Raw genomic sequence first — 21,926 nt, 5'->3', positions numbered from 1 at the left:
TAGAGTGTTTGACTACGAATCAAAAGGTTAGGGGTTCGACTCCCTTTGGGTGCATAGTTAAAGGTTTGACTGCGAGTTAGAAGGTAAGTAACACAGTTCCTTTTAATCGTTTAGTCTTTTTTTATTATTATAATTGCGGGAAGTAGCTCAGCTTGGTAGAGCACTTGGTTTGGGACCAAGGGGTCGCAGGTTCGAATCCTGTCTTCCCGATTAAAAGAACAGAGTATGCTCTGTTCTTTTTTGTTATATATTTAGTTTGTAATTTCCTAAATATATTTACCTTTTCTTAGTTAATTAGGCATTCTCCTTTATTAAACAGTTGAAATTGGGTATAATTAAGGTCAGTATTAGTCAAGGGAAAAGGATGAGGACTATGAGTAATCAAAATACTTCAGATTTGATTGAAGCATATTTAAAGAAAATTCTTGAAGAAAGCAGTAAAATTGAAATTCGCAGGGCCGAAATGGCTCATTTATTCAATTGTGTTCCTTCCCAGATTAATTATGTGATCAATACTCGTTTCACGATTCAACGTGGCTATTCAGTTGAAAGTAAGCGTGGTGGTGGCGGTTATATCAGAATAGCTAAAGTACAAATATCTGATAGTGACCAGTTGCTGAAACAAATTGCTCAATTTACAGGGAATGAACTTTCGGAAAAAGACGCACTGATTTTTATACAGAAGCTCTATGAAGAAAAAGTTGTTACAAAACGAGAAGGAAACTTAATGCTGTCGGTGCTTGGAAAACAAGTCTTAGATAAGGCAGGACCAGATGAAGATTATTTACGTGCTCAATTGATGCATTCATTTTTAGAACGTTTGAGTTACGAGGAGGAATGATAGTATGGACGAATTATTTACAGAAAGTGCCAAGGCAGTCTTAGCCATCGCACAAGAAGAAGCGAAGTATTTTAGGCATCAATCTGTAGGTTCTGAACATTTGCTTTTAGCATTAGTACTGGAACCAAATGGAATTGCTGGAAAATCTTTACGCCAGCTGAATGCTAATAAAACAGATATACGTGAAGAAATTGAACAATTAACTGGGTACGGAACAGTTAAAGCATATCCGAAAGGAACCTATTTGCCTTATTCCCCTCGTGCAAAACAAGTTTTTGCCTATGCCGGCGATGAAGCAAAACGTTTAGGAGCTCCTAATATAGGCACTGAACATATTTTGTTAGGCTTATTACGCGATGAGGATATCCTTGCTTCACGTATTTTATTGAACTTGGGATTAAGTTTATCTAAAATGCGTCAGCTGTTAATGAAAAAAATTGGGATTACAGATCCCCAAATGAGTGGAAATGTTGGGCGCAGACGTAATAATCAAGCACAAAAAGCAGCACCTAAAGGAACTCCAACATTGGATTCGTTAGCTCGTGACTTGACTAAACTAGCACGTGAGAATGATTTAGACCCAGTTGTCGGACGTTCTCAAGAGGTCAGACGGCTGATCCAAATATTAAGTCGTCGTACCAAAAATAATCCAGTTTTAGTTGGTGAACCTGGTGTAGGTAAAACGGCAATTGCTGAAGGCTTAGCACAAAAAATCGTTAATGGTGAAGTGCCGGACGATATGCAGGAAAAACGTTTGATGATGCTGGATATGGGTGCTCTTGTTGCGGGAACAAAATATCGTGGTGAATTCGAAGATCGTTTGAAGAAAGTGATTGACGAGATCTATCAAGATGGAGAAGTGATCCTCTTTATTGATGAGCTGCATACATTGATTGGTGCAGGTGGTGCAGAGGGTGCGATCGATGCTTCAAATATCTTAAAACCAGCGCTTGCTCGTGGAGAATTACAAACAATTGGTGCGACTACATTAGATGAGTACCAAAAGTATATTGAAAAAGATTCTGCTTTGGAACGTCGTTTTGCGCGAGTTCAAGTGGATGAACCAACATCAGAAGAAGCAGAAGAGATTCTAAAAGGCCTACGTTCTCGCTATGAAGAACATCATGGTGTTGAGATTACAGATGATGCCTTACATGCAGCAGTTCAGTTATCTGTTCGTTATATCAATTCTCGTCAATTACCAGATAAAGCGATTGATTTGATGGATGAATCAGCTGCTAAAGTTCGTCTAGACTTAGCAGATGAGCCTTCTGAAATTAATGAGTTGCGCTTAGATTTAGCGAATCTAATCAAGGAAAAAGAAGAAGCAATTCAGTCACAATCGTTCGAAAGTGCAGCAAGACTACGCCAAAAAGAGAAAAAAATGGCTAGAAAGCTTGAAAATATTTTATTATTAGAACAAAAAGAAGCGTCTGGTTATGCAAATCAAGTCACTGAACAAGATGTGGCAAATGTCGTGTCACAATGGACAGGTGTGCCATTACAGCAACTAGAGAAAAAAGAAAGCGAACGCTTGCTCGAATTAGAAAGTATCTTACACCACAGAGTTGTTGGTCAGGATGAAGCTGTTCAAGCTGTATCGCGTGCAATTCGTAGAGCCCGCAGTGGCTTGAAAGATCCAAATCGTCCAATTGGTTCATTTATGTTCCTGGGACCTACTGGAGTTGGTAAAACAGAATTAGCAAAAGCCTTGGCTGAAACAATGTTTGGCAGTGAGGATGCGCTTGTGCGTGTAGATATGTCCGAATTTATGGAAAAATATAGTACAAGTCGTTTGATTGGCTCCCCTCCAGGTTATGTTGGTTATGAAGAAGGCGGACAATTGACGGAAAAAATTCGTCAAAAACCTTATTCAGTGATTTTACTTGATGAAGTAGAGAAAGCTCACCCAGATGTATTCAATATCTTGTTACAAGTATTAGACGATGGGCACTTAACTGATTCTAAAGGTCGAAAAGTCGATTTTAGAAATACTATTTTAATTATGACTTCAAATATTGGAGCAACGGCTATCCGTGAAGAAAAAAATGTTGGGTTCAATGTGAAAGACTTATCGAAAGACTACGATGCCATGCAAAAACGAATCATGGAAGAATTGAAAAAAGCATTCCGTCCAGAGTTTTTGAACCGTGTGGATGAAACAGTTGTTTTCCGTTCATTGGATCAGGAAGAAATTCATGAGATTGTGAAGATTATGAGCAAATCGATTATTCAGCGCTTGAAAGAGCAAGAGGTGAATGTGAAAATTACTCCTGCTGCAATCGAAGTGATCGGTAAGGTTGGTTTTGACCCAGAATATGGTGCGCGTCCAATTCGCAGAGCATTACAAAAAGAAGTGGAAGATCGTTTGAGTGAAGCATTGCTTTCAGGTCAGATCCATTTAGGTGATAAAGTAACGATTGGCGCAAGCAAAGGAAAAATAACGTTGAATGTAAAAACGCCAAAAATAGAGCAGGTTTTACAGGAAGTATAAAAAATGACTATAAATGACTATTAAGATATCGAGACGTTGTTCATGACACGTCTCGGTATTTTTTCTTTTTAAGTAATAAAGGATCGTAAGAAACTATTTTGTGAAAAATCAACGTTAAAATGAAGAGAGACTATTGGAAAGTTTGTGAACCTGTGCTACTATGAAACAGTTGTTAGAAGAATATAGAACAATAGATAAAGGGAACTTGAAGCTGGAGTGTAATTTGTTTAGGTAGAGCTAGAGAGAAGATCGTTCGACTTTTAACTTGCTTAATTTCATGAACCAGCATCTCGGAAAAAAGAAAACATTTGTCTACGATAAAGAGCATCGTAAAAAATGATTCTATTTTTCAGTCGATGCTAATCAGGTTCATTCAGCTTTAACATTATCTAGCTTTACGGGCTAGCCCTTCAGAAAAAAGATAAAAATGGATTGCGGCAAAAAGCACCGCCTTCAATTTTTCCTATTTTTCAATCAGGGCTGAACGAGCTCATTCAGCTTTAACATTATCTAGCTTCATGAACCAGCATCTCGGAAAAAAGAAAACATTTGTTCACGATAAAGAGCATCGTAAAAAATGATTCTATTTTTCAGTCGATGCTGATCAGGTTCATTCAGCTTTTATAAGGAGGATTCAAAATGATTGAACTTATTGCAACAGCTGAGTCTGTTGAACAGGCGGAGGCGTTATTGGCAGTAGGCGTGGATACGTTATATATAGGAGAAGAGACATTTGGGTTACGTTTGCCAACGTCGTTTTCTCGTGATGATCAGCGATCGATCACTGAAATGGCTCATCGTATGGGGAAAAAGGTAACTGTTGCCCTTAATGGGATCATGCATCCAGAAAAGATGAAAAAGGTGCCAGAGTATTTAGCTTTTCTAAAAGAGATTCAAGTGGATCAATTAACAGTTGGTGATCCAGGAGTTGTTTTTGTTTTACAGCGTGATAAAGTGAATATTCCCTATATTTATGATGGCGAAACATTGGTTACAAGCTCGCGTCAAATCAATTTTTGGGCAAAGCGTGGATCGATCGGTGCGGTATTGGCTAGAGAGGTTCCGTTTGAAGAGATGAAAGCCATGAAGGATAATTTGATGGTACCTGCCGAAGTGCTTGTGTACGGTGCAACGTGTATTCATCAATCGAAACGTCCGTTACTGCAGAACTACTATAATTTCACCAAGAATGATGAATCTGTGAGTAAGGATCGGGGTCTATTTATATCTGAGCCTAAAAAGGAAGAAACACACTATTCTATTTATGAGGATAGCCATGGCACACATATCTTCGCGGATAATGATGTTAATTTAGCCGGAGAATTAGATAAGTTATATGAGAACGATTATACGAAATGGAAACTGGATGGTATTTATGCTCCAGGCGAAAATTTTGTAAAAACAGCTAAGATTTTTGCAGATGCAAAAGAAAAAATCGAACAGGGCAGCTGGTCCAGTATAGAAGCCCAAAAAGCGATCGAACAGATCGAAGCATTGCATCCTGAAAACCGCGGTTTAGATATCGGATTCTTTGATTTAGATCCAGATGAGATAAAATAAGGAGAAAAGAGACATGACAAACGAACGAACATTGAAGCGTCCCGAGGTATTAGCACCTGCTGGGACGCTAGAAAAACTAAAAACAGCCATTCATTATGGTGCAGATGCCGTGTATATCGGCGGAAATGCCTACGGGTTACGTAGCCGTGCCGGCAATTTTACAAAAGAAGATATGATTGAAGGCGTAGCTTTTGCAAAAGAGCACAATGCGAAAGTGTACGTCGCAGCAAATATGGTGACACATGAAGGCAATCAAGAAGGTGCTGGTGACTTTTTCCGTGAGATACGCGATGTCGGTATTTCAGCGGTAATCGTTTCAGACCCAGCTTTGATTGAAATTTGTGCAACAGAAGCACCTGGTTTACCGATCCATTTATCGACACAAGCTTCAGCAACGAACTATGAGACATTAGAGTTCTGGAAAAATGAAGGGCTTGAGCGCGTCGTTTTAGCCCGTGAAGTGTCAATGGAAGAAGTTGCGGAGATCCGTAAAAATACAGATGTTGAAATCGAAGCGTTTATCCATGGAGCTATGTGTATTTCTTATTCCGGCAGATGTACATTATCCAACCATATGTCGATGCGTGATGCGAACCGCGGCGGCTGTTCTCAATCATGCCGCTGGAAATACGAGTTGTATGATATGCCTTTTGGCGGAACACGTACAAGCTTGACAGATAAAGGTGAAGTGGAAGAAGAATTTTCGATGAGTGCGGTCGATATGGCAATGATTCAGCATATTCCCGAACTGATTCAAAATGGCGTCGATAGCTTTAAGATCGAAGGAAGAATGAAATCGATCCATTATGTTTCGACGGTAGCAAATGTGTATAAAAAAGCTGTGGATACATACATGGAAGATCCTGAAAATTATGAATGTAAACAAGAATGGATCGACGAGTTATGGAAAGTTGCGCAGCGTGAGCTGTCTACAGGTTTTTATTACCATGTACCAACAGATGAGGAACAATTATTTGGTGAACGCCGTAAAATTCCACAATATAAGTTTATTGGGGAAGTCATGGCGTATGATGAAGCAACAAAAGTAGCAACGATCCGCCAAAGAAATCATTTTAGTGTTGGCGATGAGGTCGAATTTTATGGACCTGGGTTCAATCACTTCCATCAAACAGTAGAAGTTATGTATAATGAAGATGGTGAGTCGATTGATCGCGCACCAAACCCAATGATGATTTTAACGATGCCGGTTGAACAACCTGTAGCAGTTGGGGATATGATCCGTAAGAAAAAATAAATATCAACCATTAAGAGTGTGTAGCAAAACAGTTTTTCGTTTTGTCCCACACTCTTTCGTTAAAGTGTCTGATGAAGGAGGATTTTGAAAGAATGGTAAAACAATATGATTACATCGTGATCGGCGGCGGCAGCGGCGGTATCGCTTCTGCGAATCGTGCCGGAATGCACGGTGCAAAGGTATTATTGATCGAAGCAGGAGAGATTGGCGGAACCTGTGTGAATGTTGGCTGTGTGCCCAAAAAAGTCATGTGGCAGGCAAGCTCAATGATGGAAATGATGAAGCGGGATGCTGCTGGTTACGGTTTTGATGTCGACGTTAAAGCGTTGGATTTTAAAAGATTAGTTCAAAATCGTGAGTCATATATCGATTTTCTGCACGGTGCTTATTATCGTGGGTTAGATAGCAATCATGTCAAAGTTTTAGCTGAATATGCAACTTTCGTGGATGAACACACAATCAAAGCAGGAGAAGATACATACACGGCTCCTCATATTTTGATTGCTACAGGCGGACGTCCAAAAAAACTAGGAATCCCTGGAGAAGAGTATGCGATCGATTCAAATGGGTTCTTTGCTTTAGAGGAATTACCAAAACGGGTAGTGTTTGTCGGAGCAGGATATATTGCTGCAGAACTTGCAGGTACGATCCACGGATTAGGTGCTGAAACGCATTGGGCTTTTAGAAAAGAACATCCTTTACGTAGTTTTGATGAGATGCTTTCTGAAAAAGTAGTTGAACATTATCAACAAGATGGTATGCATATTTATCCTAACTCAACTCCGCAGTCGATTGAAAAATTAGCTACAGATGAGTTAGTGATCACCTTTGAAAATGGCACAAAGATCACTGCAGATAGTGTCGTTTTTGGTACGGGCCGTCAGCCAAATACAGATAAATTAGGTCTTGAGAATACACAAGTTGAACTAACAGAAAAAGGCTATGTAAAAGTCGATAAATACCAAAATACGACACAGAAAGGTATCTATGCAGTTGGTGATGTCATCGGCAAGATCGATCTAACACCGGTTGCGATTGCGGCAGGACGCCGTTTGTCTGAGCGCCTTTTTAATGGAAAAGAAAATGAGTATTTAGACTATGAAACGATTCCGACTGTTGTTTTCACACATCCGCCGATTGCAACAGTTGGGTTGACTGAAACAGAAGCTGTTGAGAAATATGGTAAAGAAAATATCAAGATTTACAAATCAACGTTTACCCCAATGTACTTTGCGCTAGATGAATATCGCCAAAAGTGCGATATGAAATTAGTTTGTGCTGGTAAGGAAGAAAAAATCGTTGGATTACATGGCATTGGTCTTGGTGTGGACGAAATGCTGCAAGGATTCGCGGTAGCGATCAAAATGGGTGCAACTAAGAAAGATTTCGATAATACAGTGGCGATCCATCCAACGGGCTCAGAAGAGTTTGTAACGATGCGATAAGTTGATGAGGCAAAATTGATTTTTAGTTTTGCCTCATTTTATTTTAAAGAGGAGTAATATGATATTTTTAACTAGTTACATTAAGAAAATGGGTCAAAAAATGATTGCTCTAGGACTGTTTTTGTTGGGAGCGTTAGTTCTTGGAATATTTGTGCTGTTTATTTTTGGAAAGATCAGCTTATCGAACATATCTATAATCGATCTATTTATCGGTTGTTTATTTGCTTTCTTTTTACCTGGTGCTATTTGGAGTATTTTTCTTATTGGACCGTTCTTCAAAACAAGGAAACAAATCCAAAAATATCTTCAAGAATCCTCACTGGAAAAACAGCAGGATCTACAAAAGCTTTTACAAAAGGAAGCGTCGGATAAAGAAATTCGATGGCATCTACAAGGACGTTATGGAGAGTATTTTATGCTCTTGTTACCAGATATTGTTATTGATAGAACTGATATTATAACGTGCAAACGAAATGGGACAAAGAATTATAGGAGATATGGGAAGTACTATCGAGTAGTATTTATTTTAAAAAATGGACGGAAGCAAATAATCGATTGCCCAACAAACAAAGGTGTAGATGCCATCATACGGTGGTGGAAAAGCTAAAAAAACAGATCAGTCTATTTTTGACTGATCTGTTTTTTTAATTTTGTCTCACAAGAATAGCTTGTGTGATCTCTAGCAACTGTTTTTTTGCATCTGTAGTAGTTTCAGGCAATTTAGTAATACCCTTCAACGCTTGCTGTGTATATTTTTCGGCAAGTTTTTGTGCTTTTGAGACTCCACTAAAAGAATGAACAAGTTCATAAATTTTATCTGTCTCATTGTCTGTCAGGTTTTCTCCTTTTTCCAGATAAGGCAGCAGTGTTTCTCGACCTTCTTCTAATGCGTATAGTAGCGGTAAGGAGTAGACACCTTGACGAACATCTTCAAGAACGGGTTTTCCAATTTGCTCTGTACTTTGTGTATAGTCAAGTACATCGTCGATAATTTGAAATGCAAGGCCGATATTTTCTCCTATTTTCCCACAGTTTTTTGCAAAACGTTCAGAACTGCCACTTTCATAAGCACCAACAAAACAACTTAGTGAAAAAAGTTCAGCAGTTTTTCCAGAAATGTTTTCTAAATACTGATCGATCGTCATATCGACATTGTAGCGATTATCCATTTGCCCTAGTTCGCCACTCAAAATTTTTTCCATACTTTTAGAGTTTAGCTGGATGCTTTTTAAAGAAGAAGAATAGTCAGCCAAAAGCTTAAAACAACTAACGAATAAATAATCGCCTGCATAAACAGCTGTACTGTTGCCAAATTGAGAGCGGATCGTGGGTAAGCTTCTTCTAATATCAGCTTCATCTACAATATCATCGTGAATCAATGTTGCAGTGTGCAGTAATTCGATGGCTGCTGCTAAAGCAACAGCTTTTTTCGCGTCTCTTTGTTCTCCAAACTGTGAGAAAAGTAATTGATAAGCAGGACGTAATAATTTACCACCAGAGTGGATCATCGACATAACTGCTTTTTCGACGTCTTTATTTTTTAAATTGACATTGCTGTCCATTAGTTTTAATGTGCTGTTCAATTCTTTTGCTAGTTCAGGATAGTTTTTCCACATTGGATGAATATTCATAAGATGACTCCTTTGGTTGTACTCACTTAAATCAAATGGTTACTGGAAGTATTGACTCCATTTATGTTTTGTTGTTGATTCATAGTTTAATTGAAACTGTCGCAGTGTTTGAACATGACGGAGTAGATAATTAGCTGCAATTCCGATAGCAATACCAGATAATAGACCGATAAATGAAAGGAATGGCAGATAAAGCATCGGTGCCCATGATTGCGCGAAAAAGCAAGTGGTCAATAGCTGCCCAACATTATGCAAAAAACCGCCTGCAGCACTGATGCCAATGATACTCACACGTTTTGGACCCAGCTGCATGATAAGAAGCATGCCTAAATAACTAAGTAAGGCGCCACTAGCACTATAGAAGAACGTAGATATCGTCCCGCCTAGTAGTGTGGTCAAAATCAATCGCATACAGACTAAAAAGAAACTGTCTCTTTTTCTCATGGTAAAAATAGCAATGATCGTAATCAAGTTAGCTAAGCCAAGTTTCGCTCCAGGTGCAAAAGCAAAAGGATAAGGGATCATGTTTTCAATAAGTCCAATGATCACACCTTGAGCGACGAGCATGGAAATGTATATGTTTTTTTGTAATTTGTTCATAATTAGCGGCAGTACTTAATAAATCAAGCTGCCATCTTCACTCCCATCAGAAGCCTCAACGGTGATAAATAAATTATGCGGCAGACAAGCGATCGGTGTTTCACCTGCTTTAGATATCCAGCCGCGCTGGACACAGATTTGATCTCCGCAATTTGTTTCTAACATCCGAATTCTATCTCCGCTGACTTCTATCAAATTATAATCGCCATCAGCTGCTTCATATTTATATGTATAAGTAGGACCGTCTTCTTTTAAATCAAAAACTTTGATTACTTCGCCGTCTACCTTTAGAATGGCTTGTTTAGTCGCATCTTCTTGAGCAGTATTTTGAATACTAAAAACAACAAGGGGCAAGAAAGAACCGAGTGTCAGAAGTATAATAATGGCAATATCCCAAGGACGTATATAACTTTTTTGAATAAATTCTTTTATATTCAACTCTTTCCTCTCCTTCATAGTTTTTAGTTGTCTTTATTCTATCATAAGGATAAAAGAAAGTTCTAGGAGTAAACCTAGAACTCTCTTATGCGTTTGCTATAAAAAATGGGTGATTATTTATTTACTGCCGTATCTGGATTTAGGTGTACCATACCACCATTTACCAAGGGTACGTTGCAACCAAGGGATCACCCAACGGTCTAATCCAAGTGCACGACCTGAACCGTTCATCAAAGCGAATGCCACAAAGATAAACCAAACATTTACCCAGTAGAACATACCTGATAAACAGAATGCAATAGTTAAACCAATTGTTGCTGCACTACTTAACCAAGTAAATAGACCTGCAATCAATGCTAAGGCAATCAATACTTCGACGATCGTCATGAATTTTTGCATGAACAATGCAACTTCTTGGTTAGGCATCATGAATTTCATCACGCTTTCAAACCATTTTGGCATATGATCGAAGACTTGCATTGGTTGTTCGCCGTAAGCATAGCTTAAACCAAAGTGTGCTGCTTGAGTCGCTGTATCAGCTGCAGCATCGGCACCAGCACCACTTGCGGCAGTCGTTGTTTCAGCTGCGGCAGAAGCACCTGTTGTTACTTGTTCTTGTAGCCAAGGGAATGGGAACACAACTTTATCTGTGAACCAAGATCCGTCGCCAAACCAAGTGCTTGGTTTCAAGTAATCACCAGTTCCGACAATTTTCTTCATTGATTCTACTAGCCAAACCATACCATAGAATACACGTAACGGTACGCTCCACAACACGTTGCCATAACGTGAAGAATGTCCACGAGTTACGTTACGGTCGTCTTTGATATGGAAGAACTCATGCATGATATATTGGAACATGTAGTAACCAGAACGAATATCAAAGAAGTATTTCAAGTTAACGATGTGTTTCATGATAATTGCTAAGAAACCGCTAAGGTGGATCTTATCAAATAAGTTAGCAACGCCCCATTTAGAGCCGACAGAAACCATGAATCCTTGATAATTACCTTTAAATGCGTGTTTTTCGCCGCCTTTGATATCTGCAACGATGTTTGCAGCAGCAGTATGACCTGTTTGTTCAGCTGCTTGTACGATTTGAGGTGTAGGCGTATTTGGAGTTTCTTCGTAATAAACCAAGTCACCTACGATATAAATGTTTTTATCTTCGTAGCCTTTTGCTTGCATGAATTCATTCGCAACCAAGCGATTTCCACGTGCAGCTTCTAAACCAAAGTCAGCTGCATCTGAAGTTGCTTTAACACCTGCAGTCCAAATCAATGTATGAGTTGGAACAGTTGAACCATCTTTTAATTTGATATGGTCAGCTGCAACTTCAACGATTGGTGCGTTAAGAAGAAGTTGTACATTTTTCTTTTCTAGATAACGTTCAGCTTTTGCAGCATCGTTACGAGATAACATGTTCAAGATTGTCGGCATTGCTTCAACGACCATTAGCGTAAACTCGCTAGGATCTAATTTGAATTCTTTTGCAAGACGATCTTTCCAGTCGATTAGTTCACCGATCATTTCGATCCCAGTAAAGCCTGATCCGCAGACAACGAATGTCAGCATCGCTTTACGAATTTCTGGATCTGGTTCAATTGCTGCTTTTTCAACAGTTTCCAAAATATGTTCGCGAATTTTCAGAGAGTTTTCAAAAGACCATAGAGTAAATCCATGTTCTTTAACACCTGGAGTACCAAAGTCATTTGGCTCGCCACCCATACCGATGATCAATTGATCAAACTCATAAGAACCTAATTTTGTTTGAACGACTTTTTTGTCTTTGTCGATACCAGTTACAGTGTCTGTGACAAGTTTTACATTCTTCTTACGTGAAAATAAACGTTGTAGATCGTATTGAATCGCTTCAGGTTCAACACGTCCGCCTGCTACTTCGTGCAGCTCAGTCATCATGGTGTGGTAAGAATGACGATCAATTAGAGTAATCTCAACGTCAGAGTCTTTTTTTAATTTTTTTGCTAAAAATTTAGTTGCTGAAACGCCAGCATACCCAGCTCCCACAACGACAATTTTTTGCTTTGTCATTGATAATCCGCTCCTTAAAAAAATGAAATGAAAATGATAATAATTACACAATCGATTTCATTATATAGCGTGTTTGTGGATTTGTCTAATAACAATTCATAAATATAGGAAATAAATTTTTCTTTATTAAAATGCCGTGAAAAATAAGTAAAAAATTTTCTTTCTTTTATAACTTTAATTGACATAATCGTAATTTTATATAGAATGTAAATTATATCACAAACTAAGTTTGTGGAATGTTAAAGAAAAGGAAAAGGTGAACTAAAATGAAAATGAGCAAAATTGTTAAGGGATTCACAGCTATTGCACTTTCATCTCTTTTATTAGCGGCATGCGGATCTGATGATAAGAAAGATACAGCGAAATCATCTGATTCAAGCACTGCGACATCAAAAACTGCAGATTCTTCAACAGTAGCAGAAAAAGAAGCTGGTGCTGATTTACAAGACGGCACATACAAATTAGAAGAAAAGAACGAAAAAAATGGTTACCGTGCAACATTTGAAATGACTGTCAAAGACGGCAAAATCACAGAGTCTAAATACGACAACATCAACGCTGACGGCAAATCAAAAACAGAAGATAAAGATTACGAAACAAATATGAAAGACAAAACAGGCGTTGGCCCTGCTGAGTTCATTCCTGAATTAAACGAATCACTAGTTAAATCACAAAGCGCAAGCGGCGTAGAAGTAGTAACTGGTGCGACTCACTCTAGTGAATCATTCCAAAACTATGCACAACAATTGATCCAAGCTGCACAAGCAGGAAACACTGAAACAATTGAAATCGATAATGGTGCGGATCTTAAAGATGGTACGTACTCTTTGAAAGAAAAAAATAATTCAAACGGCTACCACACAACATTCTCAATCGTTGTTAAAGATGGTAAAGTCACAGAATCTAACTACGATAACGTAAACGACGAAGGCAAATCTAAAAAAGACGATGCTGACTACAACAAAAACATGAAAGACAAATCTGGTACAGATCCAGAAACATACATCCCTGCATTGAACGAAGAATTTGTTAAAGCAATGGGCGAAGATGGTGGATCAGCTGCGGATGTAGAAGTCGTAACAGGCGCAACTCACAGCACACACTCATTCGTAATGTATGCTCAACAATTGATCAATGCTGCTGAAAAAGGCAACACTGATGAAATCGTTGTAGACAACATCGTAATGAAAAAATAATTCTTTCACAGAATTACAATTGACGAACTAAACATGTGCAGAATTCAGATCATCATCTGAATTCTGCATTTTTGCTGCGAATCACTACGATTGGCTCTGCCAGAGTAGATGATGAGCAGTACTTGGCGAGCGAAGAGAGCGAAGTGACCCTACTAGTGAATCACGACAAGGTAAGAGAAGGATAAACCAGCAATAAGTGAACAACGCGAGATAACCCCAAAAAACTCATCAGAGTAGACGATGAGCAGTACTTGGCGAGCAAAGAGAGCGAAGTGACCCTACTAGTGAATCACGCCAAGGCAAGAAAAGGATAAAGCAACAATAAGTGAACAACGCGAGATAACCCTAAAAAACTCAACAGGATAGATGATGAGCAGTACTTGGCGAGCGAAGAGAGCGAAGTAACCCTACTAGTGAACCACGATAAGGCAAGAGAAGGATAAACCAGCAACAAGTGACCAAAGCAAGATAACTCCCAAAAAATCATCAGAGTAAACGATGAGCAGTACTTGGCAAACGGAGAAAGCGAAGTACCCTACTAGTAAATCTCGTCAAAGAAAAGAATAGACTAGCAATAAGCAAAAAACACAAGATATCTCAATAATACTCACCAGAGTAAAGAAGGCGAAGAACCAAACACTGACACAAGTAAAAATACCAACATACAAGTTTCAATGATCACAAGCAGTAAAATCAATTCATCAAAATACATAAATCAAAAGAAAATCCTTTCCATTACTCAGAAAAAGCGCTACTATAGATGAGAAAATTTTTCTATTTAGAAAGAGGGATACGATGAAAAATAAAAAAGTACTAATGACTATATTAACTGGACTATTTCTAATTGTTTTAGCCGGTTGTGGCTCAAAAGAAGAGACCGCTAAAATAAATAAAGAGCCATACTCAGATCAGCAATCGTTACTTGGTACGTATGTACAAGTCCGTATCTATGATGATGGTAAAAAAGATGTATTAGATAAAGCTTTTGCCAGAGTGAAAGAGTTGGGTGATAAAATCACAGTCAATGAAAAAGGTTCAGAAATCGATGCAATCAATGAACAAGCGGGGATAAAACCAGTAAAAGTATCCGATGACGTCTACCCTTTGATCAAACGTGCGTATGAATATAGTGAGGACTCTTCTGGCGGCTTTGACATGGCGATCGGACCAATCACTCAATTATGGCATATCGGCTTTGATGATGCGCGCAAACCATCTCAAGAGGAAATCGATCAGGCGTTGAAATTAGTGGACTATCACAAAGTAAAACTAAATGATGAGGATCAAACGGTTTATCTTGAAGAAAAAGGTATGCAGCTGGATCTTGGAGCTATTGCGAAAGGTTATATCACGGATGAAGTTGTTAAGGTGTTGAAAGACAATGGCGTCACTACTGCGATCGTCGATTTAGGTGGAAATGTATTTGTTCTTGGACACAGTCCTCGTGGAAAAGACGTGGATTGGAACGTTGGAATTCAAGATCCGAATAAAGCAAGAAATACAGTCGTTGGAACTGTTCAAGAAAGTAATAAAACCCTCGTGACCTCTGGGATCTATGAACGCTATTTGAAAGTTGATGGTGAAACCTATCACCATTTGTTCGATCCAAAAACAGGTTATCCTTTTGATAATGATATTGCTGGTGTGACTGTCATCACGAAGAAATCGATCGATGGAGATGGCTTATCAACAGCTGTCTTTTCAATGGGAGTCAAAAAAGGATTGGAATATGCCGAAAGTTTGAAAGACGTTGATGTGATATTTGTTACTAAAGAAGACAAGGTTTACGTAAGTAAGGATATTGAAAAAGTTTTTGAATTAGGAAAAGATTCGGGATATACGATGGGAGATCGTAAGGATCTGAAATAAGGAGAACGAATATGTCGTTGAAAGTATTTTTGCAAGTAGTGGAAATCCAGACGAAGTTAGCAAGTCTGTTTCCATTTGCGGTTGGGGTATTATTTTCCATAGCGTATTTTAATGAGTTTCAGTTAGGCTATACATTATTGTTTTTTGTAGGAATGGTCGTATTCGACATGGCAACAACTGCAATCAATAATTTTATGGATTTTAAAAAAGCAAAGTCTCAGAAGTATAAGTACGAAGAAAATATCATTGGCAGCTCAGGGATCGCTCCCAGTTTAGTGAGAAACATGATTTTCACTATGATTACTTTTGCTGCTGCGGTTGGTATCTTTTTGACCATCCAAACTGGTTGGTTGTTTTTAGTAATGGGCGGAGTTTGTTGTTTTATCGGTATTTTTTATACCTTTGGTCCGATTCCGTTATCACGGATGCCTTTAGGAGAAGTATTTAGCGGTTTTACGATGGGATTAGGGATTTTTGCTATGACGATCTATTTGAATGTTTTGAATGATCCGCCATTTTATTTACAGTTAGATTGGGTAAAAGGAACGTTTGCCTTGATAGGCAGTCTTTGGTCTGTTTTAGCGATCATTTGGGCTTCATTGCCAATGGTGTTTACAATTGCTAATATCATGCTGGCAAATAATTTGAGAGATTTGGATACAGATATTGAAAATCATCGGTATACATTGGTCTATTATATTGGACGTGAACATGGAGTGATTCTTTTCCAAGGACTAATGCTAGCTTGTTATACTGTGATTTTGATAGGAATGGTTTTTGGTATTTATCAATGGCCGATTTTACTAACCTTTGTTTCGCTATTACAAGTCTGGAAAAATCTTAAATTATTTAAAGCAGAGCTGCCGCATCCCAAAAGTTTTGGGTACTCGATAAAAAACTTGATCGCATTTAACGGTTGCTATTTATTAGGGTTGCTAGTGACGATCATAGTTGAAAAGTTATAAAATAGAAAAGAAAAATGAGGATGGAACAGAAGTGTCAGGCTCCGAGAAACAAGAGGGAGTTGCTTCTGCTCTCACCGTTTATTAAATTTTAGAGTCCAGAACAAAACTGTTTTTTAGTTTTGTTCTGGACTCATTTTTTAGGATAGTAAATATAAATAGCTATTCTTTTTTTCCTTTTTTGCTGTTAATGAATAAGAACAAGACGATTAATAAAAGAATGGCGATCCCTGCAATTGAATAATAGATGGTTTTCTTTTCACCGGTATTCGGGAACAAGCCTTTTTTCTCTTCTTTTTTTGGTGAAGAAGATTGCACAGTACTACTACTGTCAGATGTAGATGATTCAGTAACCGTAGCTCCTGCGAAGGCTTTATCATCTAATGTGTAGACTGGAGAATAATCACCCGATTGAGGAGAAAAGGCCGCGAAGCAAAAACCATCTTCGTATGGCAAAGTAAAATAGCCGTCATTATCAGTAGTTACAGTATTATTAGGCGTTGTTGATGGATATAATTCCTTGATTGTTGTAATAGATTGTCCTAAATGACTAGAAGCGCTATAGCCATAAATAGAAATTCCAGCGTTCGTTCCTCCGTTGATAGCTGTAACTTTCCCTTTGACTTCTTTTTTAGCTGAATCATAAGAGACAAATTGGACATCATAGGTTGGTGATGCTGGCACTACCGTATAACTCATGTCTAGAGTGACCGTTTGTTTTTCATCACTATCTAAAAGATAAAATATGAAGCTAACTTTCACAACATTTCTACCAAGTGTTTTTGTTGAAGGCTCTTCTAAAAGCTTTAAATCTCTAAGCGCAGCACCATGAGCAGAACCATCTGCTTGGAGCATCTCAGCGCTTACAGTATCGCCCTGAAAAACAACTAATGTTGAGTCCATATGATCGCCATAAGCATTTTCTGCAGTGCTTGATGTCTCGACAGTACTGGAATCCTCAGTTTGTGATAGGCTGCTTTCGAGTGTTTGTGTTCCTTCGTTATCAGAGCTTTGGGCCTCCTTAGCGATCGATGAATTTTCAACGGCACTGACATCGGAAGAACTTATTGGATCTTCGGCAAAGCTGGTGATTGGTAACAGAGCCAATAGGACTGTAAAACAAAAAACGACTTTTTTCATAAATATTCTCCTTTTTCGTAACATACGTATTAATTCGCAATACAAATGTAACATAAATGAAATGTTTAGGAAATGAATGTAAAGAATAAATGTTTTTTCTTAAGGTATTCTTAATATTTATGTTTAGGAGAAAGAGTCACTTGATTGATTTTAAGCTGATCTCACCAGATGAAAGAACTTTCTCAGAGCCATCTGAAAGCTGAACGATCAATTCTCCACGCTCATTTATGGCTATAGCAGTTCCGTCATAATCTGTTCCTGCTTGGGAGAAAGAAACTGTTTTACCTAACACAAATGATTTTTGACGATATTCGTCTAAAAAATCTTCTGCTGGTAATTGAGCTAAGATTCGATAAAACTGATTCCAAATAGCTGCGATCAGCTCATTTCGTGTGATCGTTGGTGTGCGATCAGAAAATATCGAAGTCGCTTTTTCCTGCAACTCTTCTGGAAATTCATTTTGTTTGAGCGAAAAATTGATGCCCATGCCAATAATGACATTTGAGATTTGTCCAGACTCTACATCACTCATGGCTTCAGACAGAATGCCGCCAATTTTTTTTCCGTTCAAGTAAATGTCATTGACCCATTTGATCTCAGTTGTTAGATGAGCTAACTCGTCCATTGCACGAGCAGCAGCTACAGCCATGATAACTGTATATTGTGCCATCTCTTCAAATCGTTGATTTGGACGTAAAAGCATGCTCATATAAATACCGCAGCCTGCTTTAGAAAAGAAAGGTCTTCCAAACCGACCCTTTGGTGCTTCTTGAATATCTGCAACGATTAAAGTGTTATCAGGTTCACCGTTGATGGCTGCTAGTTTAGCGTCTTTCATCGTTGACTCGGAGGAATCAAGAATAGTGATGGAAAGATCTGGTGTTGTTGGCGCTAGAGCAAGTTTGATCCCTTCGGCAGATAATATGTCTGAAGAGTCATACCGATAGCCTTTATTGCGGCTGCTTGAAATTTGATGACCTTCTTTTTTTAGTTCATTGATGGCTTTCCAAATCGCTGTTCGAGATAAGGAGAGTTCCTGAGCCATTTCTTCACCAGAAATAAAGGCGGGGGCTTGTTTCATTAATAAGGTTAATACCTGACTTTTAGTTGACATATTTTTCGCTCCTTTATGATGATTTTATTGTAGCTGATGTAGAAGAAGCGGGTCAACCACAATCCGCCTGTAAGACGAGAAGAAAATCCTTCTTAAGATGTATGATTTCTTGTGGAAAGCTTGCTATACTTAAGAAGTAGAGCAGAACTACTTGTCATTTCTGCTAAGTGACACTGGAAATCAAAGAGATGGAGTGGAAAAAATGGAAAAGCAACAATATGTTTGTGAGAAGTGTGGGAACATGCATTATGTATCTGATCAATTTCAGGCAACTGGAGGAAATTTTGCCAAAATTTTTGATGTACAAAATAAAAAATTCATTACGATCAGCTGTACACAATGCGGATTTACCGAATTGTACCGTGGTCAAACATCTGATGGATGGAATGTTCTTGATTTCTTGATGGGTGGATAATGAATACCTAAAAAGTCACTGAGCTATAGCGAACGAGCTATGACTCGGTGACTTTTAATTTGATAAATGATATTTTGAGCTATTTTTTAAACTAGAAGTAACTGATCGTCTTTCAACTCTTGTCCACTGTTTTTGTGAAACATATCCATCAATTCATTCACAGTCAAATCTTTTTTCTGTTCAGCTGGTACATCAACAACCACTTGCCCTTGATGCAGCATGATCAATCGATTGCCGTAGCGAATAGCATCTTCCATATCATGAGTGACCATGAAGGCAGTCAATTGGTGCTCTTGAATCAGTTTTTCAGTCAATTCCATAACGGTGATCGATGTCTTTGGATCTAATGCTGCTGTGTGTTCATCTAATAAAATCAGTTCTGGTCGAATCAGAGTAGCCATCAATAGCGTGATCGCTTGACGTTGACCTCCAGATAATAAACCAATTTCTGCAGCTAATCGATTTTCCAGTCCTAAATTTAGACTAGCTAATTGTTCTTTGAAAAATTCACGATCATTTTTACGAACACCATTGCTAAGTCCGCGTTTTTTTCCTCGTTTCATTGCAAGGGCCATATTTTCTTCCACAGTCAAACGAACTGCAGTCCCCATTTTAGGGTCTTGAAAAACACGGCTGATTTGTTTTGAGCGAGCAACAACACGTTGTTTAGTGATGTCTTTTCCTTGTAGCGTTAGTTGTCCTTCTTCAATGGGCAAAGTCCCTGCGATACTGTTTAAAAGTGTTGATTTACCAGCACCGTTTCCCCCGATGATGGTAATGAACTCTCCTTGATTGATCGTTAAATCGATTCCTTTTAACACGTGATTTTCATTCACTGTTCCACGTTCAAAGTATTGATGGAGATTTTTGATCGTTAATACTGGCTGCATTAATTAGCGCCTCCTTTGCGTTTACCTATTTTAGAGAACCCTAATTTTTTTTGGATCAATGGTGATGATAAGCAGATCACTAAAATAATTGCAGAAAATAGTTTTAAGTCTGCTGGATCGACACGTAATTCTAATACACAAGCAAGAATGAAACGGTATAGAATCGCACCGATTACTATTGTGATCAAGCGTAAGCCGAGCGATTTATTTTTAAACAGAACCTCGGCAATAATGATCGAAGCCAATCCAATGACGATCGTTCCGATCCCAGAGTTTAAATCAGCGAAGTTATTGTTTTGAACTAACAAAGCACCTGCTAAGGCGATACAGCCGTTTGAAAGCATGTAGCCAATGATTTTCATGTTGTCTGTATTGATGCCGTTTGCTTCACTCATATCAAGATTATCTCCCGTTGCACGAGTCGCTAATCCAATTTCTGTTCTAAAGAATAAAACAAGTAAAATAATAACGAGGATCACAATAATTGCTCCGACTAAAATCGTGCTGTTTACTTTTGAAAGTCCTAGTGATTGTGCATGAGAAAAAATCGAATCTGTTCCGATCAAAGAAATATTTGGTGCGCCCATAATACGGGAATTGATACTGTATAAACCGGTCATGGTAATGATTCCTGCTAATAAAGCCGGAATTTTTAATTTTGTATGAAGTAAACCTGAAACCAGCCCAGCTAACATACCAGCGATAAATGCGATAATCAAAGCGGTAATGGGTGCCATCATCGAATGAAGACTAAATAAGGATTGAAAAGGAGCAGGCCAGGAAGCGGGATCTTTAGCTAAGATCACTGCTGCTACAGCACCGCCTAAAGGAAAACTTCCTTCGGTAGTTAAATCAGCAATATCTAAAATACGGTAAGTCAGGAATACCCCAATCGCCAGTAATGACCATAGAAGGCCTTGCGAAGTTGAGGAGAGTAGTATGTCTATCAACAAAATCAGCTTCTTTCAGTAGTTTTATGTAGCTTAGTGATGCAAAAACAGTTGTTTCTGCATCACTACTATTTTTATTCATCGTCTGTAAATTAAGGTGCTTTGATCGTGTCTGGATCGATATCTAGCGCTTTTGCCATGTCTTCATTTACAAAAAGTTCTAAGTCTTTAGCTTTTTCAACAGGCATATCTGCAGGCTGTGCTTCTCCTTTAAGGATTTTAGCTGCCATGACACCAGTTTGTTTTCCTAAAGCTTTATAGTCGATTCCGACTGTTGCAAGTCCGCCTTGTTCTACTTGTTCGATCGAACCAGCGATGACAGGGATTTTATGTTCTTTGGCTACTTCTCCGATCACAGCAGCGGCAGAAGCGAAAGTATTATCCGTTGGGATGTAGATAGCATCAACGTCTTTTGCTAAGCTAGTTGTTACTTGTTGGACATCATTTGTTGAGTTTGCTGTTAAAATTTTTGTTTTGACGCCTTTATCTTTTAGCGCTTTTTCAGCCATATCAGCTTGGATTTTAGAATTCGCTTCACCAGCGTTGTACATGATTCCAACTGTTTTCGCATCAGGAACGATGTTTAGCAGTAAAGCAATTTGCTTATCAATGGGAACGATATCTGTTGTTCCTGTCACGTTTCCACCTGGCTTTTCATCTGATTTCACCAATTTGGCACCAGCTAAATCAGTCACAGCAGTTACTACGATGGGAATATCAGTGGTTTCATTTAATAGTGATTGTGCGGCAGGTGTTGCGATTCCTAGCAATAAATCTGGTTTTTCTTTGACTAACTTTTCACTCATGCTTTTTAATTGAGCCTGATCATTTTGAGCGTTGGTGTATTCGATCGTTAGGTTTTCACCTTCTTTAAAGCCGTTTTCAGCTAAGCCTTCTTTGAATCCTTCAAAAGCAGCATCCAATGAGCCGTGCTCGACAGGCTGTAAGACCCCGATTTTTTTCATATCGCTGTCTGAACCTGAATCAGCTTTTTTGTCATTTCCGCAAGCGCCAAGTGTTAGTAAAGCCACTGCTGATACAATACTCAATCCTAGTAATTTCTTTTTCATCTCA

19 protein-coding genes and 1 tRNA gene are annotated in these 21,926 nt (G+C 38.5%); 11 read left to right on the top strand and 9 right to left on the bottom strand.

The features are described 5' to 3' along the window. The first annotated feature begins 136 nt into the window (after positions 1–136). The 7 genes from H3T55_RS14840 to H3T55_RS14810 all read left to right on the top strand — a co-directional run bounded on the left by H3T55_RS14840 (position 137) and on the right by H3T55_RS14810 (position 8,202). A tRNA-Pro gene (locus H3T55_RS14840) sits at positions 137–210 on the top strand. Positions 211–373: 163 nt separating this feature from the next. Next, positions 374–841, top strand: coding sequence for a CtsR family transcriptional regulator (locus tag H3T55_RS14835; RefSeq protein WP_087640448.1), 468 nt, complete (start codon positions 374–376; stop codon positions 839–841). A 4-nt stretch (positions 842–845) separates the two neighbouring features. Beyond that, positions 846–3,335 carry an ATP-dependent Clp protease ATP-binding subunit gene (locus H3T55_RS14830; protein WP_087640449.1) on the top strand — a complete coding sequence of 830 codons (2,490 nt, stop codon included), beginning with the start codon at positions 846–848 and terminating at the stop codon, positions 3,333–3,335. 639 nt (positions 3,336–3,974) lie between these two features. Beyond that, positions 3,975–4,895 (top strand): peptidase U32 family protein, encoded by a 921-nt coding sequence (locus H3T55_RS14825; RefSeq protein WP_087640450.1) that lies wholly within the window; start codon positions 3,975–3,977, stop codon positions 4,893–4,895. Positions 4,896–4,908: 13 nt separating this feature from the next. Further along, positions 4,909–6,150 carry a peptidase U32 family protein gene (locus H3T55_RS14820; RefSeq protein ID WP_225535138.1) on the top strand — a complete coding sequence of 414 codons (1,242 nt, stop codon included), beginning with the start codon at positions 4,909–4,911 and terminating at the stop codon, positions 6,148–6,150. A gap of 92 nt (positions 6,151–6,242) precedes the next feature. Beyond that, complete coding sequence (gor, locus tag H3T55_RS14815) at positions 6,243–7,595, top strand: glutathione-disulfide reductase (RefSeq protein WP_225535139.1); 1,353 nt, start codon at positions 6,243–6,245, stop codon at positions 7,593–7,595. A gap of 58 nt (positions 7,596–7,653) precedes the next feature. Then, entirely contained in the window at positions 7,654–8,202 is a 549-nt protein-coding gene (locus tag H3T55_RS14810; protein WP_225535140.1) for a hypothetical protein, read from the top strand. A gap of 37 nt (positions 8,203–8,239) precedes the next feature. Here H3T55_RS14810 and H3T55_RS14805 read toward each other — a convergent pair whose 3' ends face one another. The 4 genes from H3T55_RS14805 to H3T55_RS14790 all read right to left on the bottom strand — a co-directional run bounded on the left by H3T55_RS14805 (position 8,240) and on the right by H3T55_RS14790 (position 12,316). Next, positions 8,240–9,226 (bottom strand): polyprenyl synthetase family protein, encoded by a 987-nt coding sequence (locus tag H3T55_RS14805; protein ID WP_225535141.1) that lies wholly within the window; start codon positions 9,224–9,226, stop codon positions 8,240–8,242. Positions 9,227–9,265: 39 nt separating this feature from the next. Further along, on the bottom strand, positions 9,266–9,826 hold the full coding sequence (locus H3T55_RS14800) for a Gx transporter family protein (RefSeq protein WP_087640455.1): 561 nt from the start codon (positions 9,824–9,826) through the stop codon (positions 9,266–9,268). 15 nt (positions 9,827–9,841) lie between these two features. Then, positions 9,842–10,264, bottom strand: coding sequence for a NusG domain II-containing protein (locus H3T55_RS14795; RefSeq protein ID WP_087640456.1), 423 nt, complete (start codon positions 10,262–10,264; stop codon positions 9,842–9,844). A gap of 117 nt (positions 10,265–10,381) precedes the next feature. Then, positions 10,382–12,316 (bottom strand): NAD(P)/FAD-dependent oxidoreductase, encoded by a 1,935-nt coding sequence (locus H3T55_RS14790; RefSeq protein WP_225535142.1) that lies wholly within the window; start codon positions 12,314–12,316, stop codon positions 10,382–10,384. Positions 12,317–12,582: 266 nt separating this feature from the next. Between H3T55_RS14790 and pplA the strand changes: the two genes are divergently transcribed. From pplA to menA, 3 genes are all read left to right on the top strand, one after another. After that, on the top strand, positions 12,583–13,512 hold the full coding sequence (gene pplA / locus H3T55_RS14785) for an extracellular electron transfer flavoprotein PplA (protein ID WP_087640458.1): 930 nt from the start codon (positions 12,583–12,585) through the stop codon (positions 13,510–13,512). A gap of 795 nt (positions 13,513–14,307) precedes the next feature. Further along, positions 14,308–15,381 (top strand): FAD:protein FMN transferase, encoded by a 1,074-nt coding sequence (locus H3T55_RS14780; RefSeq protein ID WP_225535143.1) that lies wholly within the window; start codon positions 14,308–14,310, stop codon positions 15,379–15,381. An 11-nt stretch (positions 15,382–15,392) separates the two neighbouring features. After that, positions 15,393–16,346 (top strand): 1,4-dihydroxy-2-naphthoate polyprenyltransferase, encoded by a 954-nt coding sequence (menA, locus tag H3T55_RS14775; protein WP_225535144.1) that lies wholly within the window; start codon positions 15,393–15,395, stop codon positions 16,344–16,346. 159 nt (positions 16,347–16,505) lie between these two features. Here the strand turns inward: menA and H3T55_RS14770 are convergent, their stop codons facing one another. Next, positions 16,506–17,483: an LPXTG cell wall anchor domain-containing protein gene (locus tag H3T55_RS14770; protein WP_225535145.1), complete on the bottom strand. Its 978-nt coding sequence runs from the start codon at positions 17,481–17,483 to the stop codon at positions 16,506–16,508. Between the two features lie 136 nt (positions 17,484–17,619). Beyond that, positions 17,620–18,597 carry a bifunctional biotin--[acetyl-CoA-carboxylase] ligase/biotin operon repressor BirA gene (birA, locus tag H3T55_RS14765; RefSeq protein WP_225535146.1) on the bottom strand — a complete coding sequence of 326 codons (978 nt, stop codon included), beginning with the start codon at positions 18,595–18,597 and terminating at the stop codon, positions 17,620–17,622. 202 nt (positions 18,598–18,799) lie between these two features. Here birA and H3T55_RS14760 point away from each other — a divergent pair, with 202 nt between their 5' ends. Then, a complete protein-coding gene (locus H3T55_RS14760) occupies positions 18,800–19,012 on the top strand; it encodes a zinc ribbon domain-containing protein (RefSeq protein WP_087640463.1) in 213 nt (70 codons plus the stop codon). An 86-nt stretch (positions 19,013–19,098) separates the two neighbouring features. Here H3T55_RS14760 and H3T55_RS14755 read toward each other — a convergent pair whose 3' ends face one another. From H3T55_RS14755 to H3T55_RS14745, 3 genes are all read right to left on the bottom strand, one after another. Then, positions 19,099–19,902, bottom strand: a complete 804-nt coding sequence (locus tag H3T55_RS14755) for an ABC transporter ATP-binding protein (protein WP_225535147.1) — start codon at positions 19,900–19,902, stop codon at positions 19,099–19,101. Further along, positions 19,902–20,852 (bottom strand): ABC transporter permease, encoded by a 951-nt coding sequence (locus tag H3T55_RS14750; protein ID WP_087641518.1) that lies wholly within the window; start codon positions 20,850–20,852, stop codon positions 19,902–19,904. Before H3T55_RS14750 ends, H3T55_RS14755 begins: the two co-directional genes overlap by 1 nt. A gap of 92 nt (positions 20,853–20,944) precedes the next feature. After that, complete coding sequence (locus H3T55_RS14745) at positions 20,945–21,922, bottom strand: ABC transporter substrate-binding protein (protein WP_225535148.1); 978 nt, start codon at positions 21,920–21,922, stop codon at positions 20,945–20,947. Between the last annotated feature and the right edge of the window lie 4 nt (positions 21,923–21,926).

The sequence above is a fragment of the Enterococcus sp. S22(2020) genome (assembly GCF_020295385.1).
Taxonomy (GTDB): domain Bacteria; phylum Bacillota; class Bacilli; order Lactobacillales; family Enterococcaceae; genus Enterococcus_L; species Enterococcus_L dunnyi.
The sequence above is the reverse complement of the archived record's forward strand: the minus strand, read 5'-3'. Positions and strand labels throughout refer to the sequence as shown.

Bases quoted from the DNA above. Each gene is read 5' to 3' on its own strand.
- H3T55_RS14835 (WP_087640448.1), top strand. From the start codon at position 374: ATGAGTAATCAAAATACTTCAGATTTGATTGAAGCATATTTAAAGAAA.
- H3T55_RS14830 (WP_087640449.1), top strand. From the start codon at position 846: ATGGACGAATTATTTACAGAAAGTGCCAAGGCAGTCTTAGCCATCGCA.
- H3T55_RS14825 (WP_087640450.1), top strand. From the start codon at position 3,975: ATGATTGAACTTATTGCAACAGCTGAGTCTGTTGAACAGGCGGAGGCG.
- H3T55_RS14820 (WP_225535138.1), top strand. From the start codon at position 4,909: ATGACAAACGAACGAACATTGAAGCGTCCCGAGGTATTAGCACCTGCT.
- gor (WP_225535139.1), top strand. From the start codon at position 6,243: ATGGTAAAACAATATGATTACATCGTGATCGGCGGCGGCAGCGGCGGT.
- H3T55_RS14810 (WP_225535140.1), top strand. From the start codon at position 7,654: ATGATATTTTTAACTAGTTACATTAAGAAAATGGGTCAAAAAATGATT.
- H3T55_RS14805 (WP_225535141.1), bottom strand. From the start codon at position 9,226: ATGAATATTCATCCAATGTGGAAAAACTATCCTGAACTAGCAAAAGAA.
- H3T55_RS14800 (WP_087640455.1), bottom strand. From the start codon at position 9,826: ATGAACAAATTACAAAAAAACATATACATTTCCATGCTCGTCGCTCAA.
- H3T55_RS14790 (WP_225535142.1), bottom strand. From the start codon at position 12,316: ATGACAAAGCAAAAAATTGTCGTTGTGGGAGCTGGGTATGCTGGCGTT.
- pplA (WP_087640458.1), top strand. From the start codon at position 12,583: ATGAAAATGAGCAAAATTGTTAAGGGATTCACAGCTATTGCACTTTCA.
- H3T55_RS14780 (WP_225535143.1), top strand. From the start codon at position 14,308: ATGAAAAATAAAAAAGTACTAATGACTATATTAACTGGACTATTTCTA.
- menA (WP_225535144.1), top strand. From the start codon at position 15,393: ATGTCGTTGAAAGTATTTTTGCAAGTAGTGGAAATCCAGACGAAGTTA.
- H3T55_RS14770 (WP_225535145.1), bottom strand. From the start codon at position 17,483: ATGAAAAAAGTCGTTTTTTGTTTTACAGTCCTATTGGCTCTGTTACCA.
- birA (WP_225535146.1), bottom strand. From the start codon at position 18,597: ATGTCAACTAAAAGTCAGGTATTAACCTTATTAATGAAACAAGCCCCC.
- H3T55_RS14760 (WP_087640463.1), top strand. From the start codon at position 18,800: ATGGAAAAGCAACAATATGTTTGTGAGAAGTGTGGGAACATGCATTAT.
- H3T55_RS14755 (WP_225535147.1), bottom strand. From the start codon at position 19,902: ATGCAGCCAGTATTAACGATCAAAAATCTCCATCAATACTTTGAACGT.
- H3T55_RS14745 (WP_225535148.1), bottom strand. From the start codon at position 21,922: ATGAAAAAGAAATTACTAGGATTGAGTATTGTATCAGCAGTGGCTTTA.